The following is a 19,099-nucleotide window of genomic DNA, read 5'->3' as shown; positions in this document are numbered from 1 at the left end:
CCATTCAACCCAATCAACTAATCATACCGATGCCGCTCCAGGTCGTAGTCTGACTGCGCGGAAATGATCTTTTTTTGTTTTTCAATTTCTTCTCCGAGGTGATGATCGTACACGCTGTCGGTCACCTGGATATTCCGTTCTTTATCCCTTTCGGCGTAATGGATATCGGCGTCATACAATTTTGAAACGGCCACATCATAGGGCCCTTTTGGCGACATCAGCTTAACGAATACCGGCAGGCATTCAAATAAGATGAAAAGAAAACTGATGAATGATTCTGCAAGATAGGTGTCCAGGTCGCGCGTGCCGTTCTCATTATAGGATAACTGCCCCAGCGCCCAGTTACGGTCCGAAAATCCCGCAACATTAGAGAGACTGTCTAACTGGTGGTCGTTAAAAAGGCGAATATCATTCACACCTTCGTGGTTTTTACGGGAACTTAGGTACTGGTCCATTTTTGCCTGGTTATCGGTCACTGTTTTCAGGCGGTCCTCTTTTTCCTGTAAAATGGCTTGTTTTTGTTTGGCATAAGTGCCATAACCCACTATGCCCGACGTCTGGTTGCTTTTATCGCCAAATACCTCCTGGTTCAGCTGGTAGCGTGAGCGGTTGATATCAGTTTCGAGGGAATCTTTTTCCTTTTTCAGGTCGTTGTTTTTGCTAAGCTCCATCGCATATTTTTCGGTATATGTTTTTTGAAGCGTATCAATTTTGCGGTGCTGACCTTTTAAATAGGCGGTTTTTAACTTCTGGCGGATCTCTTTATCAAATATTTTCAGCTCCAGCGGCCTCGAAATAACGATCCCGATCATGATGGCCAGCAAAATACGGGGCGAAGCCTGCAGGATTTGCTGGTTAGTGGTTCCTTGCTTATCAATGCTGGATACAATATAACGGTCCATATTAAAAATAGCCGTACCCCATATCAACCCAAAAATAATCGCAAAAATCACCGCGAGCGGATTGCCCGCAAATACAAAATACATGGCGTAACCGCCTGAAAGTGCTGCAAATAACGCTGTGAAAAATATAGTGGCCCCAATACCTACATATTTATTATGCTCAATAGGGTATTTTTTTAGTGTGCCAATATGTGCTCCCGAACAGAACCAAAAAAAACGGGTTACTTTCTTCATTAATAAAATATAACTTTGCCTTTAAAACATATATAAAACGCACTTAGCTAATGTTTGTTACAAAAGGCGGGCCTAAATATTTATAGGTCAGCTACCTTTATAAAAATTTTTATATTTGACCATGAAAGAAATAAGCGTACAGGAACTAAAAGAGAAAAAAGACAAAGGCGAAGATTTTCAATTAATAGATGTAAGGGAAGATTTTGAGTATGAAATGTCGAACCTTGGCGGTACTTTAATACCCCTTGGAGGCATATTAATTGAAGCTGATAAAATCGACAAAACAAAACCGGTTGTGGTAATGTGCCGTAGCGGTAAACGCAGCGCCGCTGCCATTATGCAGCTGGAACAACAGGGTTTTACCAACCTGATAAACCTTAAAGGCGGCATCCTTGCCTGGGCCGATGAGATTGACCCCACCATTAACGTATATTAAGCCATGTGGAAAAAGGCTATCCCCAACGTGCTGTATACCGTTGGGATATTTGTATGCATTATCAGCGGCTATCAATACGGAATTGAGGGACATAATTATGTGTTTTTAGCGGGCGCAGTGTTACTAATTGGTATATTTGTTTACCTCAAGATAAAGATCCTGAAGGATATCAAAGACACACTCAAAAAACCATAACCCCCTTAAATTATGCTTATCGCAGTTTTAGGTCTCATTATACTTATAGTAAGTATAGTGATGAAGCGCTCGCCCGAACCAAGCAGCCATTTTGCCGGCATTACCCGCACCGTAGGTATTATCGTTGTAATAGCAGGCCTCGGCCTTTCATCAGTTAAACAAATCGACCACGGTACAATAGGCGTACAGGTGCTTTTTGGTAAAGTACAGGATAATATCCTTGAAAGCGGTTTGCACTTTATAGACCCCGTAGTTGATGTTGTTCCCTTTAACATTCAAACGCAGAATTATACAATGAGCGCCAAATCGAATGAAGGCCAGGTACAGGGGGATGACGCGATAACGGTCCTTTCGTCTGATGGATTGGAAGTTACTATCGATCTTTCTGTTTTATATACGGTAGACCCGGCAAAGGCCCCATATATCCTTCAAAATATCGGACAGGACTACCAGGATAAAATTGTTCGCCCGGTTACCCGGACCGCTATCCGCGACAACGCTGTGAGCTACCAGGCTGTTGATCTGTATTCAATCAAAAGGGGGGAATTCCAGGCGAAAATAAACCAAACCATTACGCAGAGCTTTGCAAAACGGGGACTTGTAGTGCAATCCATACTGGTACGCAACATTTCATTGCCACCATCAGTAAAAGCAAGTATCGAGTCAAAGATAAATGCCGAACAGGATGCGCAAAAAATGCAGTTTGTTTTGCAAAAAGAACGCCAGGAAGCCGACCGTAAACGCGTAGAAGCCCAGGGTATTGCTGATTACCAGAAAATCTTGTCAACTGGTTTAACTGCGCAGCAGCTGGAGTACCAATCTATATTGGCACAAAAGGAGATCGCCTTATCGCCCAATACCAAGATCATTATCATGGGCGGCGGGAAAAATCCGATCATGCTGAGTGACAAATAAATTGATAGGCACGTATTTCACGAATGAGGGCGAATGTTCTCCAATGGAATTAGCGAAATATTTGCGAATGTAATATGAATAAAGTATCATTTGCTTTAGTTTATTACTTTATAGCGTTTAGTCTGATTATTATATCTCATAAGATTGATCCGACCAACCTTGCAGGGCCTGGTTTGGATTTTTTGTTTACCCGATCATTCTTATTTGCAGCGTAGTGTTTTTGGTAAAGGCATTATTTAAAGCACAACGGCGTGCGGCTGCCTGGATGCCATTTGTAATTCATTTTTTAGGCGTAATTATTTTAGTCGGGATCTTGTTCCTTTAAAAATGACGTAAAGAATGCCCGATTTATCCGAATTCCAAAATTAAATAATGAGTAAAAAGTTAGCAGCTATTTTATTCTATCCAGTCGCCATCTTTACGGTTACAATTGGTTACGCAATAGCACCTTCTGGTTTAGGCGGACCAGGGTTGGATCTCCTGTTCATCCTGATTGCATTTCTTGCTAATATATTTTTAATATTCTGGACGCTGCATAAAGCGGTAAAAAAGGATAAGTCCTACTGGCCGCCTTTTAGAATTTATCTATCAGGGTTGCTATTGTCTATTTTTGTTCCTGTAATTTTCGCTTGGATATTTCGCTAATAGCGAAAGTTTACAATGGAATAACCGCATTACAGAGAAAAAGTTAAACATTTACACTCTCTTTACAATATTAGTTTGTATCTCAAAGATCAAGCATAAGGGCTTTTATTAGGTAATCGAAGAAAAGGGCGCTTAACTAACTTTTTTAAAATAACTGACAAATGCCCCAGGCGAAATAATCAGCAAATTAAAAAACAGCTGATCTTTTATCGTAAATTTAAATCGTATAAAAGCGGAAACCGGAAGACCAACCTTTGTTTCCGGCAAACTTAAATAATTATGAAAACATTACTGATCCCCGTAAACTTTTCAGGATCATCTGAAAATATCATACAATACGCCGCCGATTTTAGCTGCGACACCCATGTGGAGCGCATCATTTTACTGAAAAGTTTTTATGTGTCGGTGTATACCCAGTTACTGCCTGATGCGGATTTTGTACAGCTAAGCGCTGAGGAGATAGATGCAGAAAAGCGGGCTGAGCTGGAGAAATTAAAAGTTCTTGGCCAGCAATTGCTTAAAAAATGCCTGCCAACTATTAAAATAAAAACGGTAATCAGTGACTTGCCGTTGCTGCGGGCGGTACACCAGGTACTGGCAGACGAGCAAGCCGATGTGGTAATGATGGGTACCGATAAAGCTTTATATGAAAATGACCCCTACATCAGCGAGCAGATCATCGCGATAGCTAAAACAAGCCCGCGGCCGGTAATGATCATCCCCAACCATATCCGGTATAAAAAGATGGAAGAAGCGGTGGTGCCCTGCGATTTTGCAGCGATCTCGCGCCTCAACGCTTTTAAAACCTACCGCGACCCGGCAAAATGGCTTCACCCCAAACTCCTGCTTTTAAATGTTGATGCGAAACATCAGCACCCTGAAGATGATCCCAAACTAACAATCGGACTTAAAGATTTAATGGAGGGCTATGAATACCAGGTTTTTTATTCTGAAGATAAAGACACCGTACATGGCATCCTTGATTTCTCCCGCAAACATAACCCGCAACTCATCATTGCGCTGCCGGGCAAATACAGCTTTTTTTATAATTTAACCCACCGCAGCATCACCAAAGCCCTCACCCTTAATTCGGACAGGCCGGTGTTGATTTTGAAATAGGAGCCCCCTCTAAATCTCCCCCGGTTGGGGAGACTTTAAGAACCAATCATTTTATGAACGCATTTTAAAGTCCTCCCTACCGGGGAGGATTTAGGAGGGGCTCCTCACGCCGCTTTCGAAATATACTTCACCAAACTCCTTTTAGCCACGGGCAGCAGGGTTTGCTCCAGCGGGAAGGCTATATCGCTCTGCACATAATAAACCGCCGGGTTGGGCATATATTTATTTCTGCGGATCAGGTCGAGTTTAATGGCCTCCGGTGTTTTGGTGATGCTTTCTTCGTAGGTCTCTACAAACTGGATATTAATGCCCCGGTATTTATCATCCTTATTTTCAAAAATGGTGATCTGGTACTCATAGATGCCGTGGGTTTTTTCTTTTCCGTTGCGCAGCGAAAAGTAGCCATGGTAAGGCATCAGCGGCACAATACCTACCGGATCTATAACCAGGCATTTTTCTACAAAATCATAAATTTCTTTACCGGTTTGTATAGCCGGGTCCATTTTTTGCATGGCATAGGTGATGATGAGCTCTATCTCACGCATGGAGCTGTCATCATCCACAATTTTCTGGTAGGTAAGCTTTACGGCTTCAATATCGGCCAGGGTTAAACGTTGCGGAAAAGCCTGTTGCAGCATGGTTTTGTTCTTTTTAAAATATAAAAGGTTATTAAAGTGGAAGATCAGGTCGGTAAGGTTGGGGTATAGCCTGCTTTTATCAAAATGGCGGTTAATTTCCTGTAAATAATCCAGCAGGATGTATTTTTTATGCTCAAAATCGATTGATCCCTCAATAAACCAGTTTTTACTTAGCTCTTTCATTTTTTACATTTCCTTTCAGTAGCTTAAATTAAACAAAAAACAGCAATTTTGCAAGATGCCTTTAGGAACCCTTTATTTGATCCCTGTGCCGCTTGCCGATGAGGCCGCCGCCAAATCATTTACACCATATTTAGTAGATACGATAAACCACATCAAAGAGTATATTGTTGAGAATGAAAAAACAGCGCGCAGGTTCCTGAAGGAAGCGGGTTTGAAGACGCCGCAAAGCGAATTGCTGATCCATGATTATAGCAAGCACAACCGCGAGTTGGGCAAGGCCGAATTTTTTAAAGGATTGCAAACCGGCAAGGATGTTGGCCTGATGAGTGAAGCCGGTTGCCCCGGCATTGCCGACCCCGGTGCGGAAATCGTCGAAAAAGCGCATCGCATGGGTATAAAGGTTGTTCCGCTGGTTGGGCCGAGTTCCATTTTGCTGGCGCTGATGGCGTCGGGTTTTAACGGGCAAAGCTTTACTTTCCACGGGTACCTGCCTATTGATAAACTTTTACGCGCAAAAAAAATAAAAGAACTGGAAAGTATTGCCGAACGGATTGACCAGACTCAGATCTTTATCGAAACCCCGTTCCGCAATAATGTTTTGCTGGAGGAAATATTAAAAACTGCCAACCCAAAATCACGTTTATGCATTGCCTGCGATTTGACGGCGGCCACAGAATTTGTTCAAACCAAAACCATTGCCGACTGGCAGAAAAAAGTGCCTGAGCTGCATAAGCGCCCGGCTATATTTTTACTATTTCATAAATGATAGGTGATCCTCAATGAGCAACATACCCCGGTATTGATCGTCGGCGCTGGGCCTTCAGGGCTGATGATGGCCGCACAATTGCTCAGGTATGGGATTCAGCCGATAATTATTGATAGCAAACAGGGCCCTACAGACGAGTCAAAAGCCCTTGCGGTACAAGCCCGGTCACTCGAGATCTACAGGCAGATGGGGCTTATTGACCGCGTGCTTGAAGGCGGCAAGGCGGCAGAGGGCCTTTCATTTAACCTGGATGGCAAAAAGGCAGCCTCCCTTTCATTTAATAACGTTGGCGAAGGGCAAACGGCTTTTCCTTTTATCCATTTGTACCAGCAAAGCAAAAACGAAAAACTGCTGCTCGATTTTTTAACCCGTCATGTTTGCCCGGTATATTGGGAAACCAATTTAATGTCGCTTAAACAAACTGAAAAGTGTGTTGAAGTAAATCTTCAGAATGCCGGCCAGGCGATCACTTTAACTTGTGATTGGGTGATCGGCGCGGATGGCGCCCATAGCAGTGTCCGCAAACAATTAAACATCCCGTTTAGCGGTGATACCTATGCGCACGGGTTTTACCTGGCTGATGTTGAGCTGCTGAATGAAGAAATAAACGATGGTTATGTACACCTTTGCCTCGGCGGGCAAGGTTTTTCGGGATTTTTCCCGATGCCGGAGTTTACCCGGTACCGCGTTATCGGTAATCTGCCGGCGAAATTGGAAAAAAAAGAAGGCCTTCGGCTTGAAGAGGTATTGCCTTACCTGCAAAATATTTCTGGTATCCAGGTAAACGTCAAAAATAATTACTGGTTTACCACCTACCGGCTGCATCACCGCATGGCTGATAAATTCAGGGAGCAGCGCTGCTTTTTAATTGGCGATGCCGCGCATATTCACTCGCCGGTGGGCGGCCAGGGCATGAACACCGGTTTACAGGATGCCTATAACCTGGCCTGGAAACTTGCCGGGGTTGTAAACGGCCGTTTAAAACACCCTATTCTTGACAGCTATGCCGCTGAACGTATGCCCGTCGCCAAAACGCTGCTTAACACTACCGACAGGGTCTTCAACATCGTGATGTCAAACAAATGGTATAGCAGGGTATTTAAAACCTGGTTGATGCCATCGGTGTTGAAATTTGCCTGGAACAACAAAGGCATACGGGAGGCGCTTTTTAAACGTGTTTCGCAAATTGACATTAGCTACCGCGATAGCGCCATCAACCTGCAAATAAGTCAATCTACAAAAGTAAAGGCCGGCGACAGGCTGCCTTACCTGAAAGTTTTTGATGAAAAAAAGCAGGAAGAAACCGACCTGCACGAATGGTGCAGCAAAGCGGGCTTTACTTTTATTGTTTTGGGGAAACTGGCAGAAAGCGATCTTTTTACGCTTGCGAAATGGATCACGCAAAATTATCCGGCAACATTAAATTTCTTCTACCTGCCGCCGTCTGCAAAAAACCTGCACGTTTTCGAGGCCTTTGAAATTAATCCAAACCGTGTAAAGTCCCTCATTGTTCGCCCCGACATGCACATCGGCTTTATCAACGATAAGGTGGATATGGTCTTGACGGATAATTATTTGAGGAATATTGTTGGGGTGATGTAGGGTAGTCCATGGTCGATAGTCCATGGACCATGGTAAAAAGGTTTATCCAAAATGGCCATGGACTATGGTCCATCGGCCATGGTCCAACCAACCTATCCATGTATCGTTTCTGTCTTGCCATAATTTTGAATTACGATGGCTTCATAATCCAGGTATTGTTTCCAGCGTTTGTCAACATCAATATCACCGGCATATTTTTTTGCCAGGCGGATAAACATGGCGTAATGAGTGGCCTCGCTGATCATCAGCTCATGATAAAATGCTGACAAGGCTTCGTCATTAATATTTTCCGACAATACTTTAAAACGCTCGCAACTGCGGGCCTCGATCATTGCGGAGAAAAGTAAACGATCGATCAATTGCTCTGTCCGTCCGCCGCCGATAACAATGAATTTGCGCAGCTCGTTTACGTAATTATCCTTTCGTTCGCGACCGAGCACAAAACCCCGTTCCAAAATAATATCATGAACCCTTTTAAAATGATCCATTTCCTCTTGTACCAATTTGGCCATTTCCTGTACCAGGTCGGATAGATTGGGGTTTTGAACAATTAAAGTAATTGCATTGCTTGCGGCTTTTTGCTCGCAAAAGGCATGGTCGGTTAACAACTCTTCAATATTACTTTCCACCACATTCTTTACCCAAAGCGGGTCAGTTGGTAACTGCAGTTTAAGAATGGTTTTTTCGCTCACAGGGCAAAGATAAGGTGAATTTAGGTGAAAGGGTAAAGGCGAAGGCTAAAAGGTTTTACCAGGAATCTATTTCCTTTTTTAATTCGTCCCAATCTATTTCATCGGCGCCTTGTTCTTCTTCCATATTTTCTAAACGGTAAAAAGCTTTTATTAATCCGTCGACAGGAACAGTTTGCGGCAGATATTCTACAAGTCTTAATGCGTTTTCTTTCGTCATGGCGATAATATTTGAATGTATATTGAGCTATTGTCCAATTTCTAACAAAAGCTGATAATTCCCCCTTTAGGGGGTTAGGGGGCTGAACTACCTATACAAATGCTTACTCTCAATAAACTCCAAAACGATATCCGGTACAAAATACTGTACATTCTTTTTCTGGGCGATGGATTGGCGGATAAATGTCGCCGACAGCTCCATCAGGGGTGTCATCGTTATGGTAACTGATGGGTGGGTTGCCAGCTCGGTGTTTTCATAACCCGGGCGGGGATAAACATAGATCTGGTAATCGCGCAGGATAAGTTTGTAGTTTTTCCATTTGGGCAACGATACCAGGTTGTCTGACCCCATAATCAGCGCAAACTCGTGCTGCGGGTATTTTTCTTTTAAATGGGTAAGGGTATCGATGGTATAGGATGGTTGCGGTAACCGCAGTTCCACGTCGCTTACCTCCAGTTTGGTAGAATTATCTGTAGCAAGTTTGGCCATCTCAAGCCGGTCGTAAGTATTGATCAGGTCGTGGTATTTTTTTAAAGGATTTTGGGGCGATACTACCAGCCAAACCTTATCGAGGGTAGTATAGTTGGCCATATAATTTGCGATAATTAAATGCCCGACGTGTATAGGATTAAATGAACCGAATAGTAAACCGATCTTCATTAGTTTGCAGTTTTAAGTTGGCAGTTTGCAACGTGTAATTGGCATTTTCGGTTGGCAATATGCAACAGAAGTTAAAGCCCTATCCTGCGCCAAACTTTCCAGGGTTGTCAATCATGTATTGAACAAGTCGGCCTATTTCATCCGATAGTCCATGAAGTTTATTGTATACTTCTATAGAAATATAATTGCATTCTTTTGCAAATTCCAGCCACCCCTGCGTTTCACTGTTCTCCATATCAACATCGGTTAGTTTACTAACAAAATGATTAGGGTATTTTCGCTTACGATAAGCTTCAATAGTGCAAATGTTTGTGGAGCGTGAAGATCGGCGAATTTGATCAGTTAAAGAGTAAGTTTCTTCTTTTGGGAATTGTTTAGTGACTACGAATATCTCCATAGCAAGTACAAAGCTTTTTTTATATAAAACTAAATCGCGATAAGTACCCATTTTAAACCCTGCAAACTGCCAACTAAAAACTGCAAACTATCCCCGCCCAATGAACTGGCGCACCAACTCTTCCGCCTCTTCACAAGCCGTTTGAAGATCGTGATTTTTTAGGATAATATCAAATTCAGGCGCATAATTCAATTCTTTTTCTGCTTTTGCAAAACGCTCCTTTAATTTTTCAGCGCTATCAGTACCACGGCCGGTTAATCGCTCAATGAGTACCTCAAGTGATGGCGGCTGTACAAATATGGCCAGCGCCTGCCCGTCGTATTTTCTTTTAAGGTGTAATCCGCCAATTACATCAATATCAAAGATTACTGTTTTTCCTTCGGCCCAGATCCGTTCAATTTCGGTGCGCAGGGTGCCGTAAAAAGTGCCCGTATATACTTCTTCAAATTCAACAAATTGTTTTTTGGCAATACGGTGCAAAAACTCCTCTTTGCTGATAAAATAGTAGTCTTTACCCTGTTGCTCATCGCCGCGGGGCTTGCGGGTAGTTGCTGAGACAGAAAACTCAAGCTGGGGAATCTTACCAAGCAAGTGCTGAACGATGGTTGTTTTACCCGCCCCCGATGGCGCCGAAAATATGATGAGTTTCCCTTCTGTGGTCATTATTTTGTTGTAATGTTGAAAAGTTGAAAGGTTGTAAAGTTGTTCCGATATCTATGATAACCTTTCAACATTACAACCTTTCAACCTTACAACACATTTAGCAATTGTTCTTTAATTTTTTCCAATTCTTCTTTCATGCCTACAACCAACTTTTGAATATTGGCATCATTGGCTTTTGAGCCCAGGGTATTTATTTCGCGGCCGATTTCCTGGGAGATGAAACCAAGTTTTTTGCCATTGGCATCGTCATTTTTTAAAGTCTCAATAAAATAATCGCAATGCGCTTTCAATCGGATCTTTTCTTCAGTAATATCAAGCTTGTCAATATAGTAGATCAACTCCTGTTCAAAACGGTTTTGATCGATCGCTTCACGGCCAACGGCTTCGGCTAAAAACTGGTTTAACCGTTCCCTGATCACCGGAACCCGTTTGGGCTCTTCTATTTCTATCAGCGAAAGGTTTTTTAAGATGATGCCGATACGCATTTTGGTATCCTGCTCCAGGATCTTGCCCTCATCTATCCTGAATTGCTGAAACGCTGCTAAAGCTTGTTTAAAGGTTTTTTCTGCAACCTTCCACTCCTCTTCCGAAACGGTTTCCTCGTCGTATTTAACCACTTCGGGTAAGCCAAGCGCCAATTCCAGTAAATTATTGGATTGCTCATTAAAATCAAGGCTAACCGCTTTTAATTGCTCATAATAGTGTTTAAGCAATTCTTTATCAATCCCGGCAGCTCTCACCGTCGAGTCGGCCTTTTCAACGTTGAAAGAAAGGTTTACTTTACCGCGTTCAATTTGCTTGCTGCATTCGTTACGCAGCTGAAATTCTTTTTCGGTAAAAGATTTGGGTAGCCGCAGCGACAATTCCAGGAATTTACTATTGAGGGATTTTATCTCAACCGTATATTTTGTACTCCCGGAGTCAAAACTGGCAATTCCATAGCCGGTCATGGATTTTATCATGCGCAAAGATAGGGAATTAGTCGGGAAAGTCCGAAAAGCCAGGAAAGCCCGGAAGAAAAAGGTGAAAAAATAAAAACAAATAGTAACAGGATATATTTATCAACGCCAATATCCTATTCTATTGCACCCGCCAAATCATGTACTTGCAGCTTCTCTCTTTCCAGTTCATGCAACTGCTTTTTCAGCTTCTCCCTTTCGGTTGAGCATTTAGCGTCATAAGCCAGGTTAGTGATTTCGCCCGGATCTTCGATAAGGTTATACATTTCATATTGATTAGCGTATGAACCCATGGCATGGAAATAGTAATCGTATTTCCACACTTCAGTGCGGATGCAGCGCACGCGGTTGGCCGCTTTCACCATCGATGGCTGGTTGTTAAGGCCCGCTTTGGTATCGTCATAAGCAAAAAGGATACTATCCTGCACAGCTGTATTGTTTTCAATTACCGGAACGAGGCTAACACCGCGCAAGCCCGAAGGGGGCGCGGGCACAGCAGCAATCTCTGCCACTGTGGGCATCAAATCAACCAGCGAGGCAAGTTTAAACGAATTGCGGTGTTGCTGATCTTTAAACAGTACCGGGTTTGATATTACCAGCGGAACGCGCAGGGCTTCTTCATAACTAACAAACATTTTTTGCCGCAGCCCGCCATGCGCCAATCCCATTTCGCCATGGTCCGAAGTCTGGATCACGATGGCAGTATCCGCCAGCTTATTGCCGTTTTCATCGGGCGCATATAGTTCATTGGTAATATAACTGATCTCAGTATCCACTTTTGAAAGCAGATAGCCATAAAAGTTGATATAATTAAGTTTGTCATCGTCGGTGGTCAGCGCGCCCAGGCCCGCTGTTTGCACGGCCAGGGCCTGCGCCTGGGCCATTGGCTTTTTATTCCTGAGCAACTGTTCATCCACACTATTGGGCAGATCAATTTCCCTTCCCGACCACTCGTAACCATGGTAGCCGTATAAACTGGCATTTTGCAGATAGCTCAGCACATCATGCGGGTTCACCAGCGATACAATAAGGCAATAGGGCGTACGTTTACCGTTTGCACGCTTTACTTTTACCTCTTTCAAATATTTTACAGCCTCAGCCACGTACCGTGCATCATGATTGGCATACCCGCCGCCAAAATTAAGGGGGTTGGCATCTTCGCCGGAATCAGGCGGCATCCAGCCCATCGCGCCGAATAAGGCCACATCTGCCGCGGTAAGCGTGTAATAGGATGTGGTGCCCTTGCTAAGGTGCCATTTCCCCCGATACTGTACATCATACCCAACGCCCTGCAGCATGTTCATCATATTGGGCAGGGTGCTGTCAAGCTGTATCTCAGCCGGTGAAAAATTGCCCTGGGCGGTTAATGTTTGCGAAACACCATGCTGCGCCGGGTACGTACCGGTAAACAAGGTTGCCCGGCTGGGCGAACACATGCAGGTATTGCAAAAAGCGCGGTCGAAACTAAAGCCGTTCTTTTTAAAGAAGGTAAGGTTGGGCAGGTTTTTTTCTTCCCATCCAATCGGAAAATGCTGTGTGGCGCGCTGCTGGTCAGTAATGATCAGGATAATATCAGGCTGCTGGCCAAGTGTTTTAAGGTTTGCTTTAAAACTCATGATTATACGTTTAGGTTGATAAAAAAACGAATTCCGGGTATTTGTAATAAGGCTACCAGGTTTAACTCAAAGTTAAGCACATTCAACAAAAAGTGCAAAATAATTTACACACAAAAAGCTAAAAAATGTAATAACCCGTAATTAACATTTTTTCACATTTGCTCTCAAATACTATCTTTAAGTTTGTACCTCAATTTATTAGCATGCGCATCGCCTGTTTAACCCTGTTTGTTTTATGCATTTTCGCTTTTTTAAACGCTGCGGGGCAACAGGTATTTACCATACGTGGCGTAACCTCTAAAAAATTAAGCGGAGAAAGGGTTCCGCAGGTAGTGATCCATAATTTAAAAACAGGGGAGCGCATAATGAGTGATGAACTGGGATGGTTCACCATTAAAGCTGCCGCCGGCGATACCCTGCGGTTTACAAAGGATGATTTTACCGAACAAAAAATTGTTGTACTTAACGGAAGTGATATGCCGGTTTATATGCAGCCGGTAATTAAACTGAACACCGTTACTGTACAGGGTGAATCAAAAAAGCAGGAATTAAATGATGTTTTAAAGGATTATAACCGTAAAGGGGTTTATTATAACGGCGACCCGCCGTTATTGTCTGTTTTATTGAACCCGCTGAACGACCTGCACACGTGGTTTGGCAAAGATGCGGCCAATCTGCGCCGGTTTAAAAACTACACCAGGGGTGAATTGGAAGCATCGGCAGTTGACAGAAGGTATACTGTTGCCCTTGTAAAAAAAGTAACCAACGCCCCAGACACCACCGTAAAGAAATTTATGGAGTACTACCGTCCCTCGTACGAAGATATTAAAGCCTGGAATGATTACGACCTGATGAAAAAAGTAAAAAAGAACTACGATTTTTACGTGCTCAATAAATCAAGGCTAACGCAGCCGAAGCCGGTCTTTAAAACTACTGATAAATCCTTAGCGCCGGTGTCGCTGGATGACGGTACAATAAAATAGCAGGGATTAAGTCAAAATAAAAAGCAAAAATATCGAATAATGAATTTTGAATAACGAACGCCGAAGTTTCACTTCGTAATTCAAAATTCGAAATTCGCTGTTCGATATTAAACTTTTAAGCCGATGATATTCCCTCTTTAGGGGGTTAGGGGGCCGGGGCTATATCCCCAGCGTTTCGCAGGCTTTTTCGGCAGCCAGTTTTTCGGCGTTCTTTTTATTGAATTCCTTGCCAAGGCCCATTACCTCGCCGTCAATAACCGCCTGTACGGTAAATAGTTTCACATTTTCACCTTCCTCATTGCTGATCAGGTCAAACGCTATGTCCTTGCTGTGGCGCTGGCACCACTCTATCAGTTTGCTTTTGAAATTAGTTTCCGTCTGCTCCAGCGTGTGGATATCGATGTGTGATTTGATAATATGGTTCACCAGGAAGCTTCGGGTAAAGTCGTAACCTTTATCCAGGTAAATAGCGCCTACCAGGGCTTCAAAAGCGTCGCCAAGTAATGATCCCTGCCTTGATGAGTTAAGCATCCGGCTATCATATTCAATCAGTTTATCAAAACCAAGTTTGCGGGCCAGCTGGTTAAGGTTAACACGGCTAACTATTTTTGAACGTAATTCGGTTAAAAATCCCTCATCTTCATAAGGGTATAATTTAAAAAGCACCTCGGCAACAACGCTGCCCAAAACCGCATCACCTAAAAATTCAAGTCGTTCATTACTGTTTTTTACGCCCTTTTTTACGTTTTGCGCTACCGATTTATGGCGGAACGCCATCTTGTAAAGCGACAAATTGCCGGGCACAAAACCCAGCAAGTTTTTTAAAACCTTTACGTATTTTCTATTGGGAGATATGTAGAGTTTGTAAAAACGACTTATAGGCATCCGGTTATTTTATTCTTCGTACTTTTTAAATATCACGGAAGCATTGTGACCGCCGAACCCGAAACCGTTGCTTTGAGCAATGTTTACTACTCTTTGTTGTGCCTTGTTAAAGGTAAAATTAATTTTAGGGTCGAAAGCCGGATCATCAGTAAAGTGATTGATGGTTGGCGGGATCATATCATTTTTGATTGCCAATATAGCGGCAATGGCTTCAACCGCACCTGCAGCGCCCAATAAGTGCCCTGTCATTGATTTGGTGGAGCTGATATTGATCCTGTAAACTTCATCACCATATACATCCTGGATCGCTTTAACTTCCTGCGGATCGCCGATTGGGGTCGACGTACCGTGAACGTTCACATAGTCAATGTCGGCTGGGGTAATACCGGCATCCTGCAAAGCATGCCTCATTACCAGTGCCGCGCCAAGTCCTTCCGGGTGGGGAGCAGTCATGTGGTAAGCATCGGCACTCATACCGCCGCCAATCATTTCAGCATAAATTTTTGCGCCCCTTGCTTTGGCATGCTCCAACTCTTCTAAAATAATGGTTCCGGCGCCTTCACCTGCGACAAAGCCGTCGCGGTCAAGGTCAAACGGCCTCGAAGCCGTTGCAGGATCATCATTCCGGGTGGAAAGTGCATGCATGGCATTAAACCCGCCTATACCGGCTTCGTTAATGATCGCTTCAGAACCGCCGCTGATAAACATATTAGCTTTACCCAAACGGATATAGTTAAATGAATCGATCAGCGAATTATTTGAGGAAGCACAGGCAGAAACCGTTGAAAAATTTGGCCCGCGTAAACCATACTTGATAGAAATATGCCCCGGGGCGATATCCGCTATCATTTTTGGAATAAAGAAAGGATTAAAACGGGGAGAACCATCACCTCTGGCAAAGTTGGTTACCTCGTCTAAAAATGTTTTTAAACCTCCGATACCGGAGCCCCAGATAACACCTATACGGCTGGTATCCAGTGCCGCAAAATCAACCCCTGCGTCTTTTACGGCTTCTTCTGTTGAGAATAGGGCGTATTGAACAAAAGGATCAAGTTTCCTGGCATCTTTTCTGCCTAAAAATCCATCCGCGTCAAAGTTCTTAACTTCGCAGGCGAATTTGGTTTTGAACTTTTCGGTATCAAAACTTTTAATTAAGGCAGCGCCACTCACTCCATTGATCAACGATTCCCAGTATTCAGGAACAGTATTGCCAATCGGAGTAAGTGCTCCAAGCCCGGTTACAACAACTCTTTTAAACTCCATTTAATACTATTGGGGAGTTCTTATTTAACGTTTTTTTCGAGGTAAGCAACCGCTTGCCCTACAGTACCAATAGTTTCTGCCTGGTCATCAGGAATAGCTACGTTAAATTCTTTTTCAAACTCCATGATTAATTCCACGGTGTCCAACGAGTCAGCACCAAGATCATTGGTGAAGCTAGCTTCGGGTGTTACTTCACTTTCGTCAACACCTAATTTTTCTACGATAATAGCTTTTACTCTTGAAGCGATATCAGACATAGTCTTATAGTTTAATGATTAATAAAAAATTTGTGCAAAGGAAAAATAAATTCTGATAAATATCAAATCTAAAAACTTTTGTATAATCTGCAACAAAATTTTATTGCAAGAGTTTCGATTTGTATTTTTACCGCCGCAAAAGTAATGATTTTGAACAGGAAATTTTTAAAGTTTGAGATCGATCTTGATTTTGTTTTGATCGCTGTTACCACTTCGTTAAAAGATTACCGCATTTGCTATCTGATTAATAAGCACTTAGCATTTAATTTTGCAAAAATTAAAGACCTTTCTGTGGACATAAATCCGGGTTCAGCGCCTGTTTTATTCTCCTTATACCACTATAATTGGGAAACTACCGAGACCGATTTTTATTTTATGGGAAATAAAGGCTCGGATGGCTATTTAATTCCTGAATTCAGAAAGGCAGATTATTTTTTAATGATAAAAAATTATATTGATGAAAATGACCTAGATAACCTGTTAACAAGCCTCAATAAAATACCTGAAATTGTTGCCGCAGTAAAGATTGATCCGAAAAAAATAAAATCACGCGAAAATCTCTTATTTTAGCGCAAATTTTTGAAGTGTAGTCGTTACACTTATATACAGCCAAATAAGCCTGTTTTAATCAAAAAAAATATGAAATTACAACATAACAGAACTAAAATTGTTGCCACAATGGGCCCTGCCTCGGCCAAAAAGGAAGTTTTACTTGCCATGATCAGAGCCGGCGTTAATATTTGCCGCCTTAATTTTTCCCACGGAAAAGCCCAGGACCACAAGGCAGTAATTGATACCATTCGCGAAATTAATGACCAGTATAAGACCAATGTAGGCATCCTTGCCGACCTGCAGGGTCCTAAAATCCGCATCGGGTTGGTAAAAGATGGCGGTATACACCTGGTTAACGGTACACGTATTAATATTACTACACACGAATGCATAGGAAGTGAAGATGGTATATATATCACTTATGAAACCTTTCCGCAGGATGTGCAGCCGGACGAAATTATTTTGCTGGATGACGGAAAGATCCAGATGAGGGTAATTGAGACCAACAGGAATGATACCGTTGTTTGCGAAGTGGTACATGGCGGCATATTAACAAGCCGTAAAGGTGTTAACCTTCCCAATACCAAAGTATCTATCCCAAGTTTAACCGAAGAAGATCTTGAAAATTTAAAATATGCCCTTGAATGGGATGTGGATTGGATCGGCCTTTCATTTGTACGTACCGGCCAGGATATTTTAGACCTGAAACGCATCATCAGCAACAGCGGTAAATCAGCAAAAGTAATTGCCAAGGTTGAAAAGCCCGAGGCAATTGATAATATCGATGATATTATTGCAGCTACTGACGGCGTAATGGTTGCCCGTGGCGACCTTGGCGTTGAAATGCCTTTGGAAGAAGTACCGTTACTTCAAAAAATGATTGCGCGCAAATGCCGCGAGGCCTCAAAACCGGTAATTGTTGCCACCCAGATGCTGGAATCAATGATCACTACCCCGCGCCCAACCCGTGCAGAAGTAAACGACGTAGCCAATTCGGTTCTTGATGGCGCTGACGCCGTGATGCTGAGCGGTGAAACATCTGTTGGCGAGTTCCCGGTGATCGTTATTGAAACCATGGCTAAAATTGTGCGAAATGTAGAGGAACTGGGCTATCCGTTTAATATGGATAAATCAAGCAAAAAAGATCCGTCGTCACCTGATTACCTCATCGACGCCGTTTGCGGTTCGGCAGTTTATTTAGCTGAACACACAAATGCCGCCGGCATAGTTTCCATGACATCGTCAGGCTATACCGCCTTTGAAATATCAAGCTACAGGCCTAAAGCAGGCACTTATATTTTTACCGCCAACAAACACCTGTTAAATGCCTTAAGCCTGCTTTGGGGCGTAAAAACATTTTATTACGATAAATTAGAAAGTACCGATCAAACCATAAGCGATGTAAACAATATCCTTAAAGAAGCTAACCTGGTACAGGAAGGTGATGTGGTGATCAATACCGCCGCTATCCCTATCAGAAAACAGGGAAAAACAAATATGCTTAAGGTGGCGATTATTGAGTAATTGTTGTAAGGTTGGAAAGTTGTAATGTTGAAAGGTTAACAGCCTTTAAAAACATTACAACTTTCCAACTTTTCAACCTTACAACAACCTAAAACACCCCGGCCTCACATACTTTTAAAAAAAGCCTGTCAGTGTTGGCAAAATAATAATTCCACAATATCCCGATCGTTTTCATAGCGCTCCTTATTAATTTTTTTGTAGGACTTACCTGGCAGGGCGATGGTTTAACCGGTTATTTTGTTTTTTGGTAATTTTTGGGGTCAATAGCGGCCGGCGACCAGTCTTTAAAAAACGCCAGTACTTTTTCTTTGCTGTGTCCTTTTCCCTCTTCCAGGTACTCTGAATTTTGGGTATGCAGCCGTGTTCCTTTATTATCCAGTATTACAAATACCGGGAACCCGAATCGTTGCGGGTAACCAAGTTTAGCCAGCAATTCATCATTCGTATTTTCTTTGCTGTAATTTACATGCAGCACTACGTAGTTGTCGCGCACATATTTGTTTAAAACAGAATCTTTGGTTACCAGGTCGTTAAAGCGGATACACCAGACGCACCAGTTTCCGCCAATCTGCAGCAAAATATTTTTGTGTTCAAGGGTGGCTTTTTTAACTGCCTGTGCAATTTCGGCTTTGGCATCAGCGCCGGGATGATATAATTTCGCCGTATCCGTAAGCTTAACAGGGGGCGAAGCCTGGGCCAATACACCGGTACCTGAGGCTGTAATTAAAAGGGCTATTATTAGGTTTTTCATGTTAAAATATTTTAAAGGCCGACAAATATATTTAAAATTCTACTT

23 protein-coding genes are annotated in these 19,099 nt (G+C 42.8%); 10 read left to right on the top strand and 13 right to left on the bottom strand.

The window, feature by feature from the left end; genetic code table 11:
• Positions 1 to 17 precede the first annotated feature (17 nt).
• A complete protein-coding gene (locus MgSA37_RS27400; RefSeq protein WP_096356950.1) occupies positions 18 to 1,136 on the bottom strand; it encodes a DUF4407 domain-containing protein in 1,119 nt (372 codons plus the stop codon).
• A 121-nt stretch (positions 1,137 to 1,257) separates the two neighbouring features.
• Here MgSA37_RS27400 and MgSA37_RS27395 point away from each other — a divergent pair, with 121 nt between their 5' ends.
• The 5 genes from MgSA37_RS27395 (at position 1,258) to MgSA37_RS27375 (ending at position 4,446) form a co-directional block, all read left to right on the top strand.
• Positions 1,258 to 1,572 carry a rhodanese-like domain-containing protein gene (locus MgSA37_RS27395; protein WP_096356948.1) on the top strand — a complete coding sequence of 105 codons (315 nt, stop codon included), beginning with the start codon at positions 1,258 to 1,260 and terminating at the stop codon, positions 1,570 to 1,572.
• A 3-nt stretch (positions 1,573 to 1,575) separates the two neighbouring features.
• The gene (locus tag MgSA37_RS27390) at positions 1,576 to 1,767 is read left to right on the top strand and encodes a DUF6358 family protein (protein ID WP_096356946.1); all 192 of its coding nucleotides are present in this window, start codon (positions 1,576 to 1,578) and stop codon (positions 1,765 to 1,767) included.
• A gap of 12 nt (positions 1,768 to 1,779) precedes the next feature.
• On the top strand, positions 1,780 to 2,682 hold the full coding sequence (locus MgSA37_RS27385; RefSeq protein ID WP_096356944.1) for a prohibitin family protein: 903 nt from the start codon (positions 1,780 to 1,782) through the stop codon (positions 2,680 to 2,682).
• Positions 2,683 to 3,054: 372 nt separating this feature from the next.
• The gene (locus MgSA37_RS27380) at positions 3,055 to 3,327 is read left to right on the top strand and encodes a hypothetical protein (protein ID WP_096356942.1); all 273 of its coding nucleotides are present in this window, start codon (positions 3,055 to 3,057) and stop codon (positions 3,325 to 3,327) included.
• Between the two features lie 279 nt (positions 3,328 to 3,606).
• Positions 3,607 to 4,446: a universal stress protein gene (locus MgSA37_RS27375; protein ID WP_096356940.1), complete on the top strand. Its 840-nt coding sequence runs from the start codon at positions 3,607 to 3,609 to the stop codon at positions 4,444 to 4,446.
• Between the two features lie 104 nt (positions 4,447 to 4,550).
• On the opposite strand, the gene MgSA37_RS27370 is transcribed toward MgSA37_RS27375, so the two are convergent.
• Positions 4,551 to 5,267 (bottom strand): hypothetical protein, encoded by a 717-nt coding sequence (locus MgSA37_RS27370; protein WP_096356938.1) that lies wholly within the window; start codon positions 5,265 to 5,267, stop codon positions 4,551 to 4,553.
• A gap of 55 nt (positions 5,268 to 5,322) precedes the next feature.
• Here MgSA37_RS27370 and MgSA37_RS27365 point away from each other — a divergent pair, with 55 nt between their 5' ends.
• Together MgSA37_RS27365 and MgSA37_RS27360 are read left to right on the top strand one after the other, a co-directional pair.
• On the top strand, positions 5,323 to 6,033 hold the full coding sequence (locus MgSA37_RS27365; RefSeq protein WP_096356936.1) for an SAM-dependent methyltransferase: 711 nt from the start codon (positions 5,323 to 5,325) through the stop codon (positions 6,031 to 6,033).
• 3 nt (positions 6,034 to 6,036) lie between these two features.
• Positions 6,037 to 7,635: an FAD-dependent monooxygenase gene (locus MgSA37_RS27360; protein WP_096356934.1), complete on the top strand. Its 1,599-nt coding sequence runs from the start codon at positions 6,037 to 6,039 to the stop codon at positions 7,633 to 7,635.
• Between the two features lie 92 nt (positions 7,636 to 7,727).
• Here MgSA37_RS27360 and miaE read toward each other — a convergent pair whose 3' ends face one another.
• The 7 genes from miaE to MgSA37_RS27330 form a co-directional block, all read right to left on the bottom strand.
• On the bottom strand, positions 7,728 to 8,327 hold the full coding sequence (gene miaE, locus MgSA37_RS27355; RefSeq protein WP_197706054.1) for a tRNA-(ms[2]io[6]A)-hydroxylase: 600 nt from the start codon (positions 8,325 to 8,327) through the stop codon (positions 7,728 to 7,730).
• A gap of 55 nt (positions 8,328 to 8,382) precedes the next feature.
• The gene (locus MgSA37_RS28485) at positions 8,383 to 8,544 is read right to left on the bottom strand and encodes a hypothetical protein (RefSeq protein WP_157750764.1); all 162 of its coding nucleotides are present in this window, start codon (positions 8,542 to 8,544) and stop codon (positions 8,383 to 8,385) included.
• Between the two features lie 87 nt (positions 8,545 to 8,631).
• A complete protein-coding gene (gene nadD / locus MgSA37_RS27350; RefSeq protein WP_096356932.1) occupies positions 8,632 to 9,204 on the bottom strand; it encodes a nicotinate (nicotinamide) nucleotide adenylyltransferase in 573 nt (190 codons plus the stop codon).
• Positions 9,205 to 9,283: 79 nt separating this feature from the next.
• Entirely contained in the window at positions 9,284 to 9,652 is a 369-nt protein-coding gene (locus tag MgSA37_RS27345) for a four helix bundle protein (protein ID WP_096356930.1), read from the bottom strand.
• A 36-nt stretch (positions 9,653 to 9,688) separates the two neighbouring features.
• Positions 9,689 to 10,264: a guanylate kinase gene (gene gmk, locus MgSA37_RS27340; RefSeq protein WP_096356929.1), complete on the bottom strand. Its 576-nt coding sequence runs from the start codon at positions 10,262 to 10,264 to the stop codon at positions 9,689 to 9,691.
• A gap of 86 nt (positions 10,265 to 10,350) precedes the next feature.
• Complete coding sequence (locus MgSA37_RS27335; RefSeq protein WP_232010745.1) at positions 10,351 to 11,226, bottom strand: YicC/YloC family endoribonuclease; 876 nt, start codon at positions 11,224 to 11,226, stop codon at positions 10,351 to 10,353.
• 113 nt (positions 11,227 to 11,339) lie between these two features.
• Positions 11,340 to 12,839: a sulfatase-like hydrolase/transferase gene (locus MgSA37_RS27330; protein WP_096356926.1), complete on the bottom strand. Its 1,500-nt coding sequence runs from the start codon at positions 12,837 to 12,839 to the stop codon at positions 11,340 to 11,342.
• A gap of 203 nt (positions 12,840 to 13,042) precedes the next feature.
• On the opposite strand from MgSA37_RS27330, the gene MgSA37_RS27325 reads away from it, so the two are divergent.
• A complete protein-coding gene (locus tag MgSA37_RS27325) occupies positions 13,043 to 13,822 on the top strand; it encodes a hypothetical protein (RefSeq protein WP_096356924.1) in 780 nt (259 codons plus the stop codon).
• 159 nt (positions 13,823 to 13,981) lie between these two features.
• Here MgSA37_RS27325 and rnc read toward each other — a convergent pair whose 3' ends face one another.
• Genes rnc through MgSA37_RS27310 form a run of 3 tightly spaced genes read right to left on the bottom strand, consistent with a single transcriptional unit; the run spans position 13,982 to position 16,227 of the window.
• Positions 13,982 to 14,707 (bottom strand): ribonuclease III, encoded by a 726-nt coding sequence (gene rnc / locus MgSA37_RS27320; protein WP_096356922.1) that lies wholly within the window; start codon positions 14,705 to 14,707, stop codon positions 13,982 to 13,984.
• A 9-nt stretch (positions 14,708 to 14,716) separates the two neighbouring features.
• Positions 14,717 to 15,970: a beta-ketoacyl-ACP synthase II gene (gene fabF / locus MgSA37_RS27315; RefSeq protein WP_096356920.1), complete on the bottom strand. Its 1,254-nt coding sequence runs from the start codon at positions 15,968 to 15,970 to the stop codon at positions 14,717 to 14,719.
• A 20-nt stretch (positions 15,971 to 15,990) separates the two neighbouring features.
• Entirely contained in the window at positions 15,991 to 16,227 is a 237-nt protein-coding gene (locus tag MgSA37_RS27310; RefSeq protein ID WP_031266521.1) for an acyl carrier protein, read from the bottom strand.
• A 150-nt stretch (positions 16,228 to 16,377) separates the two neighbouring features.
• Between MgSA37_RS27310 and MgSA37_RS27305 the strand changes: the two genes are divergently transcribed.
• Both MgSA37_RS27305 and pyk read left to right on the top strand, forming a co-directional pair.
• Complete coding sequence (locus MgSA37_RS27305) at positions 16,378 to 16,797, top strand: IPExxxVDY family protein (RefSeq protein ID WP_096357793.1); 420 nt, start codon at positions 16,378 to 16,380, stop codon at positions 16,795 to 16,797.
• A gap of 69 nt (positions 16,798 to 16,866) precedes the next feature.
• The gene (pyk, locus tag MgSA37_RS27300; RefSeq protein ID WP_096356918.1) at positions 16,867 to 18,303 is read left to right on the top strand and encodes a pyruvate kinase; all 1,437 of its coding nucleotides are present in this window, start codon (positions 16,867 to 16,869) and stop codon (positions 18,301 to 18,303) included.
• 232 nt (positions 18,304 to 18,535) lie between these two features.
• Here the strand turns inward: pyk and MgSA37_RS27295 are convergent, their stop codons facing one another.
• Positions 18,536 to 19,054, bottom strand: coding sequence for a thioredoxin family protein (locus MgSA37_RS27295; protein WP_096356917.1), 519 nt, complete (start codon positions 19,052 to 19,054; stop codon positions 18,536 to 18,538).
• Positions 19,055 to 19,099: the final 45 nt, after the last annotated feature.

It is taken from the genome of Mucilaginibacter gotjawali (assembly GCF_002355435.1).
GTDB lineage: Bacteria > Bacteroidota > Bacteroidia > Sphingobacteriales > Sphingobacteriaceae > Mucilaginibacter > Mucilaginibacter gotjawali.
Note: the sequence above shows the minus strand (reverse complement) of the source record. Positions and strands in the feature narration are given on the sequence as shown.

Coding starts and splice junctions, on each gene's coding strand:
- MgSA37_RS27400 (WP_096356950.1), bottom strand. CDS start 1,136: ATGAAGAAAGTAACCCGTTTTTTTTGGTTCTGTTCGGGAGCACATATT.
- MgSA37_RS27395 (WP_096356948.1), top strand. CDS start 1,258: ATGAAAGAAATAAGCGTACAGGAACTAAAAGAGAAAAAAGACAAAGGC.
- MgSA37_RS27390 (WP_096356946.1), top strand. CDS start 1,576: ATGTGGAAAAAGGCTATCCCCAACGTGCTGTATACCGTTGGGATATTT.
- MgSA37_RS27385 (WP_096356944.1), top strand. CDS start 1,780: ATGCTTATCGCAGTTTTAGGTCTCATTATACTTATAGTAAGTATAGTG.
- MgSA37_RS27380 (WP_096356942.1), top strand. CDS start 3,055: ATGAGTAAAAAGTTAGCAGCTATTTTATTCTATCCAGTCGCCATCTTT.
- MgSA37_RS27375 (WP_096356940.1), top strand. CDS start 3,607: ATGAAAACATTACTGATCCCCGTAAACTTTTCAGGATCATCTGAAAAT.
- MgSA37_RS27370 (WP_096356938.1), bottom strand. CDS start 5,267: ATGAAAGAGCTAAGTAAAAACTGGTTTATTGAGGGATCAATCGATTTT.
- MgSA37_RS27365 (WP_096356936.1), top strand. CDS start 5,323: ATGCCTTTAGGAACCCTTTATTTGATCCCTGTGCCGCTTGCCGATGAG.
- MgSA37_RS28485 (WP_157750764.1), bottom strand. CDS start 8,544: ATGACGAAAGAAAACGCATTAAGACTTGTAGAATATCTGCCGCAAACT.
- nadD (WP_096356932.1), bottom strand. CDS start 9,204: ATGAAGATCGGTTTACTATTCGGTTCATTTAATCCTATACACGTCGGG.
- MgSA37_RS27345 (WP_096356930.1), bottom strand. CDS start 9,652: ATGGGTACTTATCGCGATTTAGTTTTATATAAAAAAAGCTTTGTACTT.
- gmk (WP_096356929.1), bottom strand. CDS start 10,264: ATGACCACAGAAGGGAAACTCATCATATTTTCGGCGCCATCGGGGGCG.
- MgSA37_RS27335 (WP_232010745.1), bottom strand. CDS start 11,226: ATGATAAAATCCATGACCGGCTATGGAATTGCCAGTTTTGACTCCGGG.
- MgSA37_RS27330 (WP_096356926.1), bottom strand. CDS start 12,839: ATGAGTTTTAAAGCAAACCTTAAAACACTTGGCCAGCAGCCTGATATT.
- MgSA37_RS27325 (WP_096356924.1), top strand. CDS start 13,043: ATGCGCATCGCCTGTTTAACCCTGTTTGTTTTATGCATTTTCGCTTTT.
- rnc (WP_096356922.1), bottom strand. CDS start 14,707: ATGCCTATAAGTCGTTTTTACAAACTCTACATATCTCCCAATAGAAAA.
- fabF (WP_096356920.1), bottom strand. CDS start 15,970: ATGGAGTTTAAAAGAGTTGTTGTAACCGGGCTTGGAGCACTTACTCCG.
- MgSA37_RS27310 (WP_031266521.1), bottom strand. CDS start 16,227: ATGTCTGATATCGCTTCAAGAGTAAAAGCTATTATCGTAGAAAAATTA.
- pyk (WP_096356918.1), top strand. CDS start 16,867: ATGAAATTACAACATAACAGAACTAAAATTGTTGCCACAATGGGCCCT.
- MgSA37_RS27295 (WP_096356917.1), bottom strand. CDS start 19,054: ATGAAAAACCTAATAATAGCCCTTTTAATTACAGCCTCAGGTACCGGT.